At 45.0% G+C, this 14,282-nt stretch carries 14 protein-coding genes; 8 read left to right on the top strand and 6 right to left on the bottom strand.

Annotation, left to right across the window (positions count from 1 at the left end):
• Window positions 1-15: 15 nt before the first annotated feature.
• The 3 genes from ACJB0T_RS06160 to ACJB0T_RS06150 all read right to left on the bottom strand — a co-directional run bounded on the left by ACJB0T_RS06160 (window position 16) and on the right by ACJB0T_RS06150 (window position 1,919).
• Entirely contained in the window at window positions 16-144 is a 129-nt protein-coding gene (locus ACJB0T_RS06160) for an AraC family transcriptional regulator (protein WP_479294571.1), read from the bottom strand.
• 64 nt (window positions 145-208) lie between these two features.
• A complete protein-coding gene (locus tag ACJB0T_RS06155; RefSeq protein ID WP_479294020.1) occupies window positions 209-1,156 on the bottom strand; it encodes a LysR family transcriptional regulator in 948 nt (315 codons plus the stop codon).
• 226 nt (window positions 1,157-1,382) lie between these two features.
• Complete coding sequence (locus tag ACJB0T_RS06150) at window positions 1,383-1,919, bottom strand: dihydrofolate reductase family protein (RefSeq protein WP_479294017.1); 537 nt, start codon at window positions 1,917-1,919, stop codon at window positions 1,383-1,385.
• 231 nt (window positions 1,920-2,150) lie between these two features.
• Between ACJB0T_RS06150 and lhgO the strand changes: the two genes are divergently transcribed.
• The 8 genes from lhgO to ACJB0T_RS06110 all read left to right on the top strand — a co-directional run bounded on the left by lhgO (window position 2,151) and on the right by ACJB0T_RS06110 (window position 11,201).
• A complete protein-coding gene (gene lhgO, locus ACJB0T_RS06145; RefSeq protein ID WP_479294015.1) occupies window positions 2,151-3,383 on the top strand; it encodes an L-2-hydroxyglutarate oxidase in 1,233 nt (410 codons plus the stop codon).
• Between the two features lie 94 nt (window positions 3,384-3,477).
• Window positions 3,478-3,900 carry an N-acetyltransferase gene (locus ACJB0T_RS06140; RefSeq protein WP_479294014.1) on the top strand — a complete coding sequence of 141 codons (423 nt, stop codon included), beginning with the start codon at window positions 3,478-3,480 and terminating at the stop codon, window positions 3,898-3,900.
• An 83-nt stretch (window positions 3,901-3,983) separates the two neighbouring features.
• The gene (locus ACJB0T_RS06135; RefSeq protein WP_479294012.1) at window positions 3,984-4,208 is read left to right on the top strand and encodes a hypothetical protein; all 225 of its coding nucleotides are present in this window, start codon (window positions 3,984-3,986) and stop codon (window positions 4,206-4,208) included.
• A gap of 5 nt (window positions 4,209-4,213) precedes the next feature.
• Window positions 4,214-5,149 carry a MalY/PatB family protein gene (locus ACJB0T_RS06130; protein WP_479294010.1) on the top strand — a complete coding sequence of 312 codons (936 nt, stop codon included), beginning with the start codon at window positions 4,214-4,216 and terminating at the stop codon, window positions 5,147-5,149.
• 21 nt (window positions 5,150-5,170) lie between these two features.
• On the top strand, window positions 5,171-5,854 hold the full coding sequence (locus ACJB0T_RS06125; RefSeq protein ID WP_479294007.1) for a DNA alkylation repair protein: 684 nt from the start codon (window positions 5,171-5,173) through the stop codon (window positions 5,852-5,854).
• Window positions 5,855-5,949: 95 nt separating this feature from the next.
• Entirely contained in the window at window positions 5,950-8,883 is a 2,934-nt protein-coding gene (locus ACJB0T_RS06120; protein WP_479294005.1) for a bifunctional diguanylate cyclase/phosphodiesterase, read from the top strand.
• Between the two features lie 114 nt (window positions 8,884-8,997).
• Window positions 8,998-10,038, top strand: a complete 1,041-nt coding sequence (locus ACJB0T_RS06115; RefSeq protein ID WP_479294001.1) for a metal-dependent hydrolase — start codon at window positions 8,998-9,000, stop codon at window positions 10,036-10,038.
• A 191-nt stretch (window positions 10,039-10,229) separates the two neighbouring features.
• On the top strand, window positions 10,230-11,201 hold the full coding sequence (locus ACJB0T_RS06110) for a calcium/sodium antiporter (RefSeq protein ID WP_479293998.1): 972 nt from the start codon (window positions 10,230-10,232) through the stop codon (window positions 11,199-11,201).
• 80 nt (window positions 11,202-11,281) lie between these two features.
• Here ACJB0T_RS06110 and ACJB0T_RS06105 read toward each other — a convergent pair whose 3' ends face one another.
• The 3 genes from ACJB0T_RS06105 to ACJB0T_RS06095 all read right to left on the bottom strand — a co-directional run bounded on the left by ACJB0T_RS06105 (window position 11,282) and on the right by ACJB0T_RS06095 (window position 14,148).
• Window positions 11,282-11,545, bottom strand: coding sequence for a hypothetical protein (locus tag ACJB0T_RS06105; RefSeq protein WP_479293997.1), 264 nt, complete (start codon window positions 11,543-11,545; stop codon window positions 11,282-11,284).
• A gap of 433 nt (window positions 11,546-11,978) precedes the next feature.
• Window positions 11,979-13,310, bottom strand: a complete 1,332-nt coding sequence (locus tag ACJB0T_RS06100) for an LssY C-terminal domain-containing protein (protein ID WP_479293995.1) — start codon at window positions 13,308-13,310, stop codon at window positions 11,979-11,981.
• A 109-nt stretch (window positions 13,311-13,419) separates the two neighbouring features.
• Window positions 13,420-14,148, bottom strand: a complete 729-nt coding sequence (locus ACJB0T_RS06095) for a glycosyltransferase family 2 protein (protein ID WP_479294569.1) — start codon at window positions 14,146-14,148, stop codon at window positions 13,420-13,422.
• Between the last annotated feature and the right edge of the window lie 134 nt (window positions 14,149-14,282).

Raw genomic sequence — 14,282 nt, 5'->3', positions numbered from 1 at the left:
TTGGTAAGACAGCCCCTAGATCTGGCGAAGTGCGATGCGTGATGGTGCTAGCCCGGTAATGCGCTTGAAAGATCGCGAAAACTGGGTGATGCTCGCAAAGCCCATGTTGACGGCTACCCTTGAAACCGCTTCGCCTCTTTGCAATTGCTCCAATGATATGCACTTATAACTGATATACCCTAAGTAGATATCATGGTTCAATGTAAATTTAAGTGGTTGAAATCCTATCAGATAGCGAATCTACGACAAGTTGCTTAAACCAGCGATGAGCAGGGCTACTTTCTGTTTTTCGGTGTTCGATTAGATACAAGCTCACGTAATAATCGTTGCGGTTAAATGCCTTGATCATTTGCAGATCTTGGTGGTTTAACAAATCGTTGGCTAATGCATGACTTGAGATCATTAATCGATCTGTACCAGTAAGTGAGTCCAAAAGCGTGGAGAGCTGCCCGGATTTTAGGGCGATGGTTCTGCTCAAGCCTTGTTTTGCCAGCTCTATATCGATCGGGTTTAGGTAATTGTGATTGGATCGTACATCCAGAGAGAGGTCGACAAATTGGTAATTAAGGCAATCCTCAACGGTAATCTCTGTTTGCTGTGCGAGTGGATGGCTTCGAGAACCATAGATAACTGGGTAGGTACTCCCGATTTTTTGAAACTGGTACTCATCACTTTGTGGTGGTTCTTCAACGTGGATTGAGAAGTCAACTTGACCATCTTTTAGTAACTGAATAGGTTCACGAGATGAAGGATACTCTTCCAGTGTAACCTTAGGAGCAACACCTTGTAGAGCTTTCGCTAAAGGCGCAGTTAACAAACGGCTCATCAATGGTGGAACAGATATCCGAAATGCGCGTTCGCAATCAATCGGTGAAAAATTCAGTCCGTTCAACAAGGTGTCTATAGAGAGCAGAATATGATCCAATGATGCTTCGAGTTCTAACGTTTTGGTAGTAGGTTGCAAGCCATTGGACTCGCGGTAAAAAAGCGGATCATCGAAAAGATCCCTCAGTCTGGCGAGGGTTCGACTCATTGCTGGTTGAGATAAATAGAGTTTTTCCGCAGCACGCGATACGTTGCGCTCTTTAATTAACACACTTAGCGACACCAGCAGATTCAGGTCGATTCGAGACAGTTCTTGTTCGAGAGTCTTCATCCATTCATTCCGTTAAAAAACCTATTACCTCAAAGCATATCACCTTGTTGATAATGTGCATGGTATTAATAAACAAGCCAGTGTTTGCTTGGGGTGTGCATCACGGTGATCGAAAAACGACGGAATTGAGTAACTTAAATCAGTCAACGCACTTATTTAAGGTATCGACACCTATGCCAAGCCTCACACCAAACCAGAGATTTTTGGTTAGCTAGGATGTCATTGTTTATAGGCTCGCTCTCACAAACCGATTCTTCACAATGCAGTCTGCATACCTTTCAGCTGACTCGTGCTTAAACTTCAGCGGTTTATCTAACTCGCCAAACAGAGAAATCCCTCCGCCGAGTAGAACTGGAATCGTGCTAATGATCAGTTCATCGATTAGATCTTCGTTGAGGAAGCTCTGAATGGTTTTACCGCCATCAATATACAGGTCGTTGTAACCTTGAGACGCTAGGTCGGCAACGATGTTTTTAAGTTCGCCTTTGACTAAGAAGACTTTGCCTTCAAGACCTTCCGGAACTTCTGTCATCGTGTTGCTCAACACAAATACTGGCTTTGAGTATGGCCAGTCACAATCAAAACTCAACACGATCTCTAGCGTATTACGTCCCATCACAAGTGCATCAATTCTGTCCATAAACTCAGCGAAGCCGAAGTCGGAACCTTCTGGGTTTGGAATATCATGTAACCAATCCACGCCGTTATTTTTGTCGGCGATATAACCATCAAGGCTGGTGGCGATGTATACGATGTTGGCCATTTATGGCTCCTGAAATGTAGTTTGGATATTTGTATATTGAGATCAAAGTATATTACTGCCTCAAAACTATGGAAAGTTTAGTGGCGTTCGCTGTGGCTTCAATTCACTGTTAATGAGTTTCCAGTTTTGCTTATCTCTAGATTTAAATTGTGAAGCAGTGACGCCAGCACTTTCTCTGTAGGTACGTACGAGGTATGGTGAGAACAATCGAGTAGATCACAAGGAAAAGTGATGTCAAAAGTCTATGATTTTATAGTGATTGGTGGCGGTATTGTTGGGGTGTCAACGGCATGGCAGCTACAGCAAAAATACCCTCAAGCATCAATAGTGCTAGTCGAGAAAGAATCGAGCTTTGCCAAGCATCAAACTGGCCATAATAGCGGTGTGATTCACGCGGGTGTCTACTATCAACCGGGAAGTCTCAAAGCGGATTTTTGTAAGCGTGGCGCACAGGCTACGAAACGTTTTTGCGCACAGCACAACATTGCGGTAGAGAACTGCGGAAAGCTTTTAGTCGCGACAAACACAGTAGAAAAGCAGCGAATGGATGTTCTCTATGAACGCTGTATCGAAAACGGTATCGATGTTTCGCTGCTGAGCCAAACAGAACTGGAACAAATCGAGCCCAAAATTACTGGGTTGGGGGCGATAAAAGTAGAAGCAACCAGCATTGTTGATTATCAATTGGTCACACAAACCATGGCGGAGCAGTTTCAGTTGCTTGGAGGTGAAGTGCTGCTGTCGACGGCAGTCACTGCGCTAAATGAAAAACAAGATTGTGTCGAAATCAATGGCATAACCAATGGTGCTTCCACCTCTCTGCAAGCTCGTCAATTAGTCGTGTGCGGTGGCCTGATGGCGGATAGATTGGCGTCGATGATAGGCATCGATGTCGACTTTCAAATTATTCCCTACCGCGGCGAGTATTATCAGCTACCAGACAAGCATCGTGATATCATTAGTCATCTCATCTATCCCATCCCCGACCCAGAGCTGCCGTTTTTGGGTGTTCACTTAACCCGAATGATTGATGGCTCGGTGACTGTGGGGCCGAATGCGGTGCAAGGGTTTAAACGAGAAGGCTATGGACGCATCAACTTTAGCCTTGAAGACACCATTGATATGTTCAAATTCTCGGGCTTTTGGCGCGTGTCATGGACGCATTGGAAATCTGGTTTGAGAGAGTTTAGGAATTCTATTTGGCGCCCAGGTTATCTGCAGTTGGTTCAGAAATACTGCCCTTCCATCAAGGTGAGTGAACTCCAACCTTATCCAGCAGGTATTAGAGCTCAGGCAGTGATGTCTGATGGCAGTTTGGTCCATGACTTCTTATTTGCGGAAACCACTCGTAGCCTACATGTTTGCAATGCACCATCCCCAGCTGCTACCTCGGCTATTCCTATTGGTGGATACATTTGCAGTAAAGTTGAGGCCAAACTTAAAACTTTAGAAAATATCGACTGATTTCCCTTTATGAGTACAATTTCCAGCTACTATTGAAGTCGTGTCTCGGTACTGAGCACAATACTTTGAGCAAGCTAGGAAATGGAACACCCTCATGATCAGAGAATACAACGAAGCAGATATCGATAGCGTTTTGAAAGTTTGGTTGACCGCATCTGTCGAGTCTCACGACTTTGTTGAGCCAAGGTTTTGGCATGACAAACTCGATGATATGCGCAACGTCTACCTTCCAAACTCAGAGGTTTATGTTTACGAGCATTCAGGCCGGGTTGTTGGCTTTTACGCGTTAGCAGATGATCAGCTAGCGGCGCTGTTTGTTGAGCCGCAAGCGCAAGGTGGCGGTATTGGTATGCGTTTGATTATGGATGCCCGTAAGAAACGCGACTCACTTTCTTTCTCGGTTTATAAAGATAACTGTCGTGCGATTGGCTTTTATCGACGCTGTGGGTTTACGGTTGTTGATGAGTCAACAGACCCCCATACCGGACACTTACAATTAACTATGTCTAGCCACTAGCTCTATTGAAATCAACCGTTTAAACTGGCTCTATTGTTTCGAAAATGCGCTATTGCATTAGCGTGGTGAGATAGGGATAGAGCATGTTTGACTTTGATGAGATTGTAGAGCGTAGAGGAACTCATTCGGCAAAATGGGATGAGATGGAAGCGAGCTTCGGCGTTTCTACCGATGATGGCCTTCCGATGTGGGTCGCGGGTATGGACTTTAAAGCGCCGAAGGCCGTCAACCAAGCGCTTATTGAAGCCGCTGAAAATGGTGTCAATGGCTATTACGGTGATGACTCGCGCTATAAGCGTCAGTTGTGAACTGGATGGGTAAGAGGCATGACTGGCAAGTCTCCCCTGATTGGATTGTCACTTGTGCAGGTCTCGTTCAAGGGACAGCTCTTTGTGTCCAAGCTTACACTGAGCCCGGTGATGGCGTTATTCTGTTCACGCCCGTATACCACGCATTCTCAAAAGTCATTAAAGCAAATCAACGTGTTGTCGTAGAAAGCCCATTGGTTCAAAAACACGGTCGCTATGAAATGGATCTTGCCGCGCTTGAGGCAAGTCTCAATGGCACAGAGAAGCTCGTGATCATGTGTTCACCGCACAATCCGGGTGGACGTGTCTGGACAAAGCAAGAGATCCAAGACCTCGCTAACTTTTGTGCGCGTCATAATCTGGTACTTGTCGTCGATGAGATTCACCACGATCTGGTTTTCCCACCTAACAAACATACAATCGCGACACTCGCTGCGCCCGAGCATGAGCAAAACATGGTGATTTTGGCGGCGACAACGAAGACCTTCAACATTGCTTCTGCACTAACTGGTGCTGCTATCATCCCAAACCCTGAACTCAGAGATAAGTTTAAGTTTGTTCTCAACGCTGCGGGCATAGGGCCAAACCGAATGGGAATGTTAATGGCAACAGCGGCCTATGAACATGGTGAAGCGTGGTTAGAGGCTTTGGTGGAATATCTAGATGAGAACCGTCGCTTATTTGATGAAGGCATCAACTCAATCAAAGGACTGAGATCGATGCCACTGGAAGCGACCTACCTGTCTTGGGTTGACTTTTCAGAAACAGGTTTGTCACCCAAAGACGTAATAGAGAAGGTACAAAGTGAAGCCAAAATCGCAGCCAACCATGGTTCGACGTTTGGTTTGGGGGGCGAGCAGTTCCTTCGGTTTAATTTGGCGACACCACGTTCTAGGGTCATAGAAGCCATCGCTAGATTGCAGCGAGTGTTTGCTAGCTAGTCAATGAATAGAGGATCCGACATGCACTCATGGAACATTGAGGTCAAAGCAGCGTTAGCACTGCTCGCCAACGAAGGCAATGCTACCTTTATGAAAGCATATATGCGCGATCAATATGAGTTCTATGGGATTCAATCAGGGCCAAGACGTGACGCATTGAAGACGTTGTTCTCGAAACAACATCTGCCCAGCGTAGATGAACTGGCTGGTATTGTTGATGAACTCTGGGCTTTGCCTCAAAGAGAATATCAACTCGTTGCTGTCGATTTACTTATCAAGCAAAAGAAAGTGTTATCAGAATCTTTCCTTCAGCACGTTGAGCGTTGGATCACCACTAAGTCATGGTGGGACACGGTAGATATGTTAGCGACTCACATTGTGGCTAGCTTGTTTCAGCTATACCCAAAGGAAACAGCTAAGGTGATAAGCGAGTGGCGTGCGAGCGACAATATTTGGTTAAGACGTACTGCAATCCTCTATCAGTTGAAGTTCAAGCAAAATACCGATCAAGATATGCTGTTTATTATCATTGCTGAAAACCAAGAAGACAAAGAGTTCTTTATTCAAAAAGCAATTGGTTGGAGCTTGAGGGAGTACTCAAAGACTCACGCCGCAGCAGTGATTGGCTTTATCGAGACTCAACAAATTAAAGGGCTAGCCAAGCGAGAAGGACTGAAATGGCTTCAGTCACAAGGTATCGCGTAATCTAATAAATAATACCAATACTACCGATCTTTACTACACTTGCTCATACACTTCCCAATTTCGACTTTTTTGTCAATTAGTCGTGGAGAAGAGCATTGCATAATAAAGATAAACTGATATCCCCAGAGTCCATTGACAAGCAGGGTCGCCATAAATTGGTTTTTGGTCTTCGTTATATCAGTGTGTTTGTACTCTACATATCTTCGGCATTTCTTTTTTCTTCTTTGAGTCCTCAAAGTCAAGTTGTACCACTGTGGCCACCGGCAGGTATTGCTCTCGCTGGTTGTATTTTGTGGAAAGTTCATTTTGTACCAGCGGTTCTTATAGGTTCAATAATCTTCAATGTTGGGGTGCAAGCAATTAATGGTGTTGATATCGGGCTAGTGGCCATTTTGACGTCGTGCAGTATCGCGGCAGGCTCGGCTGTTCAAGCTTGGGTCAACTATCGCAGTTTAGCTTACTTTTCTGTCAATATTATCTCTTCAACAAGCGTACGAAAAGTCACTTTGTTTGTAGTACTCGCTCTTATTTGCTGTCTTATTGCGAGCGCCTGGGGTTCCTTCCTCATTGAATTGCCACAAACTGAGGACCCAAGTCGGCATTATTGGAGCAATATGCTCATTTGGTGGTTGGGTGACTTTCTAGGCGTTATTGTGATTACACCTCTTGCTTTAGTCTTCCTGAAACATACTGGTAAGCTGACAAAAAGGTTAACTCACTATCGAGCTCTGATTTCTTCACTGGTTTTAGTTTTAGTCGTCCTGGTTTGTAGTCAAAAATACAGTAACCAGTCTTTAGAGGTGAAGAGTCACAACGAATTCCAAATTCGTTCACAGTTGATTGAAAAAAACCTTAACCACCAGGTGGAGAAGTATCTTAACTCATTGTCACTATTAGCTTTGAAGCTCTCGGGGAACAGTGATGTTACACAGGATGAATTTAAACGACTAACGTTGCCACTCATAGAGCAAACTCCAGGTGTACGTGGTTTCTCATGGAACCCAGTTATAGAGCAACATGAATTAGAAGAGTTTGAAAAGAGCACGGATAAGCAGAGTGATTCAAGTTTTAAGGTAAGAGGTACACCGTTGAAGTTGGGTGATCCTTTGGTTGTCGTTAAATGGATAGAACCTTTTGCTCCAAACAAACGTGCATTTGGTTTTAACGTTTTCTCGAATGGCAAACGACGAGAAGCGATGATTAAAGCGCAGAATATTAGTCGTCCAGTCGCGACAGAGACCATTCAACTTATTCAACTAGAAGCGAAAGAGCCTGGGTTTCTCATTTTTTCCCCCATTAATCAAGGGCCATCGCTTGGTACATCTATTCTTACTCGATCTTTTAATTTAACAGGCTTTGTCGTCGGAGTTTTTGTTGTTGGAGATATTGTTACTGAGAGCCTTGAGAATAGTGATGCTTCTTACATGAGTGTGAAGATCCTCGATTCTAGTGCCAATGATGAAGTGATTTATCAATATGAACCCACAAGAGTCAGTTCACTTGGTGAGTCGGTAGAGTTCACCTTTGTTCAACAAGTTGCTGAGCGGGAGTGGACTGTTGTTGTATCCGTGTCTCAGGATGTTATCTCATTAATAAAAGCCGAAAGCTCAGTAAAGTTTCTAATTTACGAATCCGTTTTTGGGGCGCTAAGCGTTTTACTTATCATTACTCTTTTTAATTCTCATGCAAACTTATTAACTCAGGTGAGGAGGCGAACCCAAGAACTAGAAGCATCAAGAGATACACTCAAACATTTTGCTTTCAATGACGCTCTAACAGGTTTGCCTAATCGTAGGATGTTTATAAAGCAGACGAGTCATGCATTGAACTTAGCGACTCGAAACGGCTCGATGGTAGCCATCCTCTTTTTGGATCTCGATAGGTTCAAACATGTTAATGACAGTTTAGGGCATGATTTTGGAGACAAACTACTGATTGAAGTCGCGACTAGGTTGACCAACAGCTTGAGAAGTAGCGATGTTCTTGCTCGCTTTGGTGGTGATGAGTTTACGATCATGATCGAAAACCTTACTAATGTGGAACAAGCAGTAGTATTGTCAAGAAAGCTCATTGAGAGTTTACGCCAGCCAATATTGATTGATGATGAATCGATTGCAATTTCAACCAGCATTGGCGTTGCCACCTTTCCCAAAGATGGAAATCATGTGGATGATTTGATGCGAGCAGCCGACGCTGCGATGTATAAGGCGAAGGAATTATCATCCGGCTGTGTCTGCTATACCAATACTTTAAGAAAGCAGGCAAGAGAAAAATTGTTTATCGAATCAGAGCTGCCTCAAGCGTTAGCGAACAACCAGCTCGAACTCTATTTTCAGCCCATTATTGACTTGCGCTCTGGTGAACATGTTGGTTGCGAAGGGTTATTGCGCTGGAATCATCCTAAGTATGGCGTAATTCCACCGGATTCATTTATTCCAATCGCAGAGCTTTCAAAAGAGATCATCCCTATCGGGGCTTGGGTGCTCCGACAAGCTTGCAAACAGATCAAGTATTGGGAAAGCATGGGGATTGAGCATCAAAAAGTGTCGGTGAATGTTTCGGTTGTACAACTTATGTCAGGTTGCCTGTTAAGCGATGTGAAAGCAGCATTGGAACAGTATGAGGTGAATCCTAATATCCTCGAGCTAGAGATAACAGAAAGTGTACTTGTGCAGAATATGGCACAAGCAACGATATACCTAACGGATCTTAAAAAACTAGGCGTAAGAATAGCTATTGATGATTATGGTACAGGCTATTCTTCACTTGGCTATTTAAAACAGCTTCCCGTTGATAGTTTGAAAATCGATAAGATTTTCATTGCTCAACTTAGACAAAATGATAGAACCATCGTCAGTTCAACAATACAGATGGCGACCGAATTAGGCTTTGAAGTCATTGCGGAAGGAATTCAAACATCTGATCAAATGAATATCCTAGTAAAACACGGCTGTCGCTGGGGGCAGGGGTTCCTATTCAGTAAACCGCTGTCGATCGCTCGCTACACAGAGTTTTGCCGAAAACGATGATGAGTCTGGGTGACAAGGAATATTGCTTGGCCTATATCAGGATGCTCCTTTTCTATATACTCAACGTATGATTGAACAGATACTTAGCCTATCGAGAGAGTGTAATTAGACCAAATGGATTCCCTTACTCAGGCGGCCCTAGGGGCAACCGTTGCTGGTGCGATAGCGGGCAAACAATGTAATGCAAAGGTACTTTTTACAGGTGCTGCGCTCGGTACTTTACCAGATTTAGATGTAGTACTCGATTATGGTGATGCCGTGAGTAACACCATAAAGCATCGCGGGTTTACCCACTCGTTACTGCTTATTCCTGTGTTCTCTCTTATTGTCAGCTGGTTGTATTGCCGCCTTAAACCCGATGTGTTTTGGTCTTTCAATCGTGTCTTTTTCTTAGTCCTCAGCGTTCTCGTGACTCATGTTGCCATTGATGCGATGACGACCTATGGCACCCAGTTGTTGTGGCCAATTCCCGGATACTTTGAAGTAGGGAACATCTTTATCATCGATCCACTTTATACCCTGCCACTTCTGCTCGGTATTGGTGTTGCACTGCTTTCGCGCCAAAGAGGCGGATGGTGGTGTCAATCGGTTGTTGTTGTGTCGAGTTTATATCTAGTTTGGGGTTATGCTGCGCAGCAAATGATTGCCGATAGAGTAGAGAAGAATTTAGCGGCACAAAACATCAATAATAAACAGGTGTTGATTACCCCTTCTCCATTTAATACGTTGTTATGGAGAGTGGTGGTGGTTGAAGGTGACCAGTACTTTGAAGGGTTGGCATCGTTGCTTGACTCTGATAATCAGATTGACTTCATTCAACGCTCGCGTGGTGAGTGGCCGTTTGAGCAAAAGCCAAACACTCTTGAAGGTTTAGAAGCCTTCTCCCATGGATTCTTGGGGTATCGCCAAGACCAAGGTAGGCTCATTGTGTCTGACTTGAGACTTGGTATGGCAGACAGCTTAGCGTTTGAGTTCGTTTTTGCTAAAGAAACCCCTGATGCAGGTTGGGAGCTGTTAGAAGCGCCAACTCGATATCCCAGCGAGCGTAGCTTGGACCAAATCTCAGTACTCTGGGAGCGCATGTTGGGCAACCAAGAGATTGACGCCAATTTGCAGTATGTGGCATTAAACAAAGCCAGCGATAAGCAAGACTAATGCGTAGCGTTAGCCCTTGTGTAGCATGCGATAAAGACGAGCCATTTTAGGCTCGTTTTTTATCGTGACGATAAAAATCATTATTTGACGAAGCAGTTCATGTAAGTTCACTATTCCCGTCCTAAAATTGTCACTGGAGACAGTGACTTGCTCGTCAAAAACACTCATCTTTCCCTATTGAGGACTCGGATATGACACTTGCCGCTCTGGCGATTCTAGTTGGTTTTATCTTATTGGTTTGGAGTGCAGACCGATTTGTTGATGGTGCAGCGGCTACCGCGAGTCACGCAGGCATGCCGCCTTTGCTGATCGGTATGGTAATTGTTGGTTTCGGTACCTCAGCGCCGGAAATGGTGGTGTCTGCAATGGCCGCAGCAGAGGGTAACCCTGAGTTAGCTTTAGGGAATGCACTTGGTTCGAACATTGTTAACACCGGACTTATATTAGGTGTCACCGCAATCATTGCGCCAATCATGGTGCAATCTGTCATTGTGAAAAAAGAGTTGCCGCTACTGTTCGCTATTAGCTTATTGCTAGGGGCACTCCTTTGGAATGGTGTGTTAGGGCGCGGTGAAGCTGCGATACTACTGGTGGGTTTTTTCAGTCTTATTAGTTGGAGTATCTACTCGGGAATCAAGGGTAAAGGTGACCCGCTAGAGTCCGATACGCAGCAAGAACTTGAAGAGAAAACTATGTCATTAGGCAAAGCCATTTTCTGGCTTGTACTAGGCCTTGTTTTGCTGGTGGTGAGTTCACGTATTCTTGTTTGGGGCGCAGTAACTATCGCTCAATCTCTTGGTATTAGCGACTTGGTGATTGGTTTGACGATTGTTGCATTAGGTACGTCTTTGCCAGAACTGGCGGCTTCTATCGCAGCTGCGCGTAAAGGTGAGCATGATATCGCGATTGGTAACGTCGTCGGATCAAACATGTTTAATATTCTGGCTGTCGTGGGTATTGCGGGTATGATTTCGCCAATTGCGAATGTGCCAGAGGCAGTCCTGTCTCGAGACTGGCTAGTGATGATGGCGATGACGGTAGCTCTGTTCTTTATGGCTTACGGTTTTGGTCGTCAAGGGCGCATCAATCGATTTGAAGGGGCATTGCTGCTCACAGGCTACGCTGCTTACAACATCTGGCTTGTCGTCTCTGTTACGGCCTAACTGCGTAACTTTTTTTAAATGAGTTCGTGACTCAATCACTGTATTGAGTCACGGGCTTTTTAGCATCGAATGGCTTACAATTACAATTTGTCTTTTCGTTTGCTCTGCTGGCGGATGTAATCGCCAAACTCATACTTTCTTTCTTGATGTCCTACCTGATAAAGCTCGCTTTCCGTGCGCTGCTGCGAGTAATTAGACGCCTTCATAGAGCCTTTTCCGACTCTCAACATGTTATCGACAACGCGTTTAAAGAATGAATCGATACGTCGTCCGTACATTTGAAGAACGCCTAGCATGCTGCAAAAGCTCATCACTAAAGCGACAGTCCAGTGTATTTCAATCATGCTAATCCTCCACGAAGTGAAGAAAGTGTTGTTAAAGTGCGGGTGGGAAAGGGTTGGCGAGCAAGTAAAAGAGCAGGCTCTTTCATAGAGATTCGGGAAGACAGAGCAGCTTGAATAGGTGGCGCTGCAGGTTGTGGGCGCGTTGAGCTGCGCAGTTGGTTTGAATCGCTTGAAGATGCGAAACGGGCCAAAGTGGTCATTGAATTTTATACCTTTATTATTTGAGCTGACTTAGCAAAACTTGAGCATGTCTTTGCTAAACGTGAATATAAGGTATGCGGCTTTGTAACATCAATGTGGCTGAAATTAGTTGATACAATCCGTCACACTGCTAAATGCTAATTAACGAGCCGTCGATGTTTGACACGGCTGATTAATCTCTTTTGTGCCTGTATACAAATCTGCGAGTGACAGGATTGGGTCAAAGATATTTCTAAGCTTGGGGAACGTAGTTTATCGAGATAAAATCAATACCCTCAGTGGGTTGTGGATTGTTTACATACAATGCATGTTCGGATACGACCAATACTTGTCCATCGGTAAAGTAGTCATGCTGTCGGTTTTTGGTGGTAACACTCGCCAGTGGAATGTTTTCGGCGTTCCAGCGGTCATTGAGTCGAAACACATCGGTTTTTAGCTGATCACGCTCAATGTCCACATTCGGGGAGACAGAATGAAGGAGCGTTAGAATACCACCATACGGCGTCAATTTAAGGCCATCATCATAGCTTAGTGCACCGACCCAAACGGTTTGTTGGGTTTGTGAATCGATCCCTGCCTGCCACCAACGGAGGTGTGAACGATGAGTAAGGGTTCCGGGTAGTTGAAATGCCAAATGCTGTGGTTGACCATTCCAAAGTAAATCCGAAACGGGTGGTGTACTTTGCTGTAGCAACTGCACATAATCACGGAGCTCGATATCACTTCGCGAGAAGGTCTTGTTTTCAATCCAGCCTAACTCACCCATTAGATCTGCCGGGGTTTCACCCAAGTAAACCACATTGACGGCTTGCGCTGAGTAGACGGTGGATTGACCAGCGTACACGCGATAATCAAGATCTGATAAAGTGACTTCCGTTGGCACTGTGTGCGCCAAAGGGACTACCTCGTTGTCACTCCACCAAAAAAAGTGTGAGTAATTGAGAGCAAGCATGCCACCAAGAAACAAGCTAGACGCTTTCAGCCAAGAATAGCGCCACTGCTTTTTGATGCCGAAATAGAGAAGCGCCAGCGATACCAGTGACAGACCTAAAGAGTACTTGTGCTCAGAAACAAACGTTGCGGCTTCATTCAGCATGGGCACATTGTCTACGCCTGCAGCAAGCAAATACCCCCAAGTTACAAACTGGCCTACACCGAGTACCAATCCGACTAAAGCGTAGGCGGAGAACTTTTTCCAGCGAATGTGATTTACACCTGCCATAAAAGGCACAACCCAAGCGATGGGACCAAGTAGGCGAGCAAACGCGATAACCCAAAAGGCATGTCGGTTGATGAGAAGACGACAGCGTGCTAAAGGACGGCGAATCTTAGGCTGCCAACGGAGCAAGGATTTTTTAGCATTGATGCCGTAACGACGCCCAATAAGGAAGCTAAGCTGGTCGCCAATTAGGCCTCCAAATAATACCGCAGCGACAGCCATGTATGTGCCCGAATAGAGCTGATACCCAGCCGCAATCATAAATGGTTCACCTGGTACCACTAAGTTTGGCCCAATCAATGCGTCGAGGAGCGCACCGACAAACAGTCCCAATGTTTCAAACATACCCAATCCCTACCTACTTTATATCCAGCGACCTGTTGTGCTGTATTTACCTTATTCGCTGTTTTAGCTTTACTGTTTTTGGCTACTGATTCTGCCTTACTGTTTTTGACTACTGTTTCTGATAATGGCCAAACTGGTATTCCATTTCGTTGTTGCGCATTTCACCAAATAGGAAACGTCGAACATTGGCTTTTAGGTAGGTAAAGCCCATTTTGAAGAAACCATCTTGCTCGAGGCGGCGTGGATCGAATTGAAAGTTGATCGGCAGAAATCTGAAACGCCAGGTTCTAGACGCTTTTTTGACGTAGTGGCAGTCTTCACAAAGCACGATCTCTTCGTCGAACCCACCGATCTCTTGGTGAACACGCTTGGTTGAAAAAATGCATGCGCCAACGGCGGTTGGGAAGAAGAATTGCGTGGCGAACAATCCGGCATTGAACAGGCCATAGCCAGCTTTATAAGCCGGTGCTAAATTGCGGGAACCCATATAGACACCAGCGACTTCAAGCTTTTCTTGCTCAAGTTTGTCGATGGCCTTTTGGAGGAAATCTTTGTCGAGACGAACATCTGCGTCCAAAAACAGCAAGCGTTCATGTTTCGCTAGCTTAGCGCCGGTGTTGCGGCCAAGGCTCACACCGCGCTGAGACATTTGATGTACGGTAAGACTTGGTAGCGAAGTTTGATACTTACTGGCTACTTCACAAGTCAGGTCATCGCTATTTGAATCGACAACGATGACTTCGAAATCTTGATAAGTTTGGCAGCTAAGATCGCTCAGCAAGCGAGCGATACGTTTTTCTTCATTGAGGGTGATAACGACTACGCTAAGTGATTTCATCATTCTGTTCCTTTTGTTCAATGGTTCCATCGATAAAGGCCGCTTGGTTAGCTTGGTTAGATGGCGCGGCCAGTTGATGAAGCCAGTATCAAGGAGTGGCACTGAATGAAGAATGAGTGGAGAGTTCAGAATCA

Source organism: Vibrio sp. CB1-5 (assembly GCF_059412285.1).
Note: the sequence above shows the minus strand (reverse complement) of the source record. Positions and strands in the feature narration are given on the sequence as shown.

What these genes read in the sequence shown, in the direction of transcription:
- ACJB0T_RS06155 (WP_479294020.1), bottom strand. Translation starts at nt 1,156, where the DNA reads ATGAAGACTCTCGAACAAGAACTGTCTCGAATCGACCTGAATCTGCTG.
- ACJB0T_RS06150 (WP_479294017.1), bottom strand. Translation starts at nt 1,919, where the DNA reads ATGGCCAACATCGTATACATCGCCACCAGCCTTGATGGTTATATCGCC.
- lhgO (WP_479294015.1), top strand. Translation starts at nt 2,151, where the DNA reads ATGTCAAAAGTCTATGATTTTATAGTGATTGGTGGCGGTATTGTTGGG.
- ACJB0T_RS06140 (WP_479294014.1), top strand. Translation starts at nt 3,478, where the DNA reads ATGATCAGAGAATACAACGAAGCAGATATCGATAGCGTTTTGAAAGTT.
- ACJB0T_RS06135 (WP_479294012.1), top strand. Translation starts at nt 3,984, where the DNA reads ATGTTTGACTTTGATGAGATTGTAGAGCGTAGAGGAACTCATTCGGCA.
- ACJB0T_RS06130 (WP_479294010.1), top strand. Translation starts at nt 4,214, where the DNA reads ATGGGTAAGAGGCATGACTGGCAAGTCTCCCCTGATTGGATTGTCACT.
- ACJB0T_RS06125 (WP_479294007.1), top strand. Translation starts at nt 5,171, where the DNA reads ATGCACTCATGGAACATTGAGGTCAAAGCAGCGTTAGCACTGCTCGCC.
- ACJB0T_RS06115 (WP_479294001.1), top strand. Translation starts at nt 8,998, where the DNA reads ATGGATTCCCTTACTCAGGCGGCCCTAGGGGCAACCGTTGCTGGTGCG.
- ACJB0T_RS06110 (WP_479293998.1), top strand. Translation starts at nt 10,230, where the DNA reads ATGACACTTGCCGCTCTGGCGATTCTAGTTGGTTTTATCTTATTGGTT.
- ACJB0T_RS06105 (WP_479293997.1), bottom strand. Translation starts at nt 11,545, where the DNA reads ATGATTGAAATACACTGGACTGTCGCTTTAGTGATGAGCTTTTGCAGC.
- ACJB0T_RS06100 (WP_479293995.1), bottom strand. Translation starts at nt 13,310, where the DNA reads ATGTTTGAAACATTGGGACTGTTTGTCGGTGCGCTCCTCGACGCATTG.
- ACJB0T_RS06095 (WP_479294569.1), bottom strand. Translation starts at nt 14,148, where the DNA reads ATGAAATCACTTAGCGTAGTCGTTATCACCCTCAATGAAGAAAAACGT.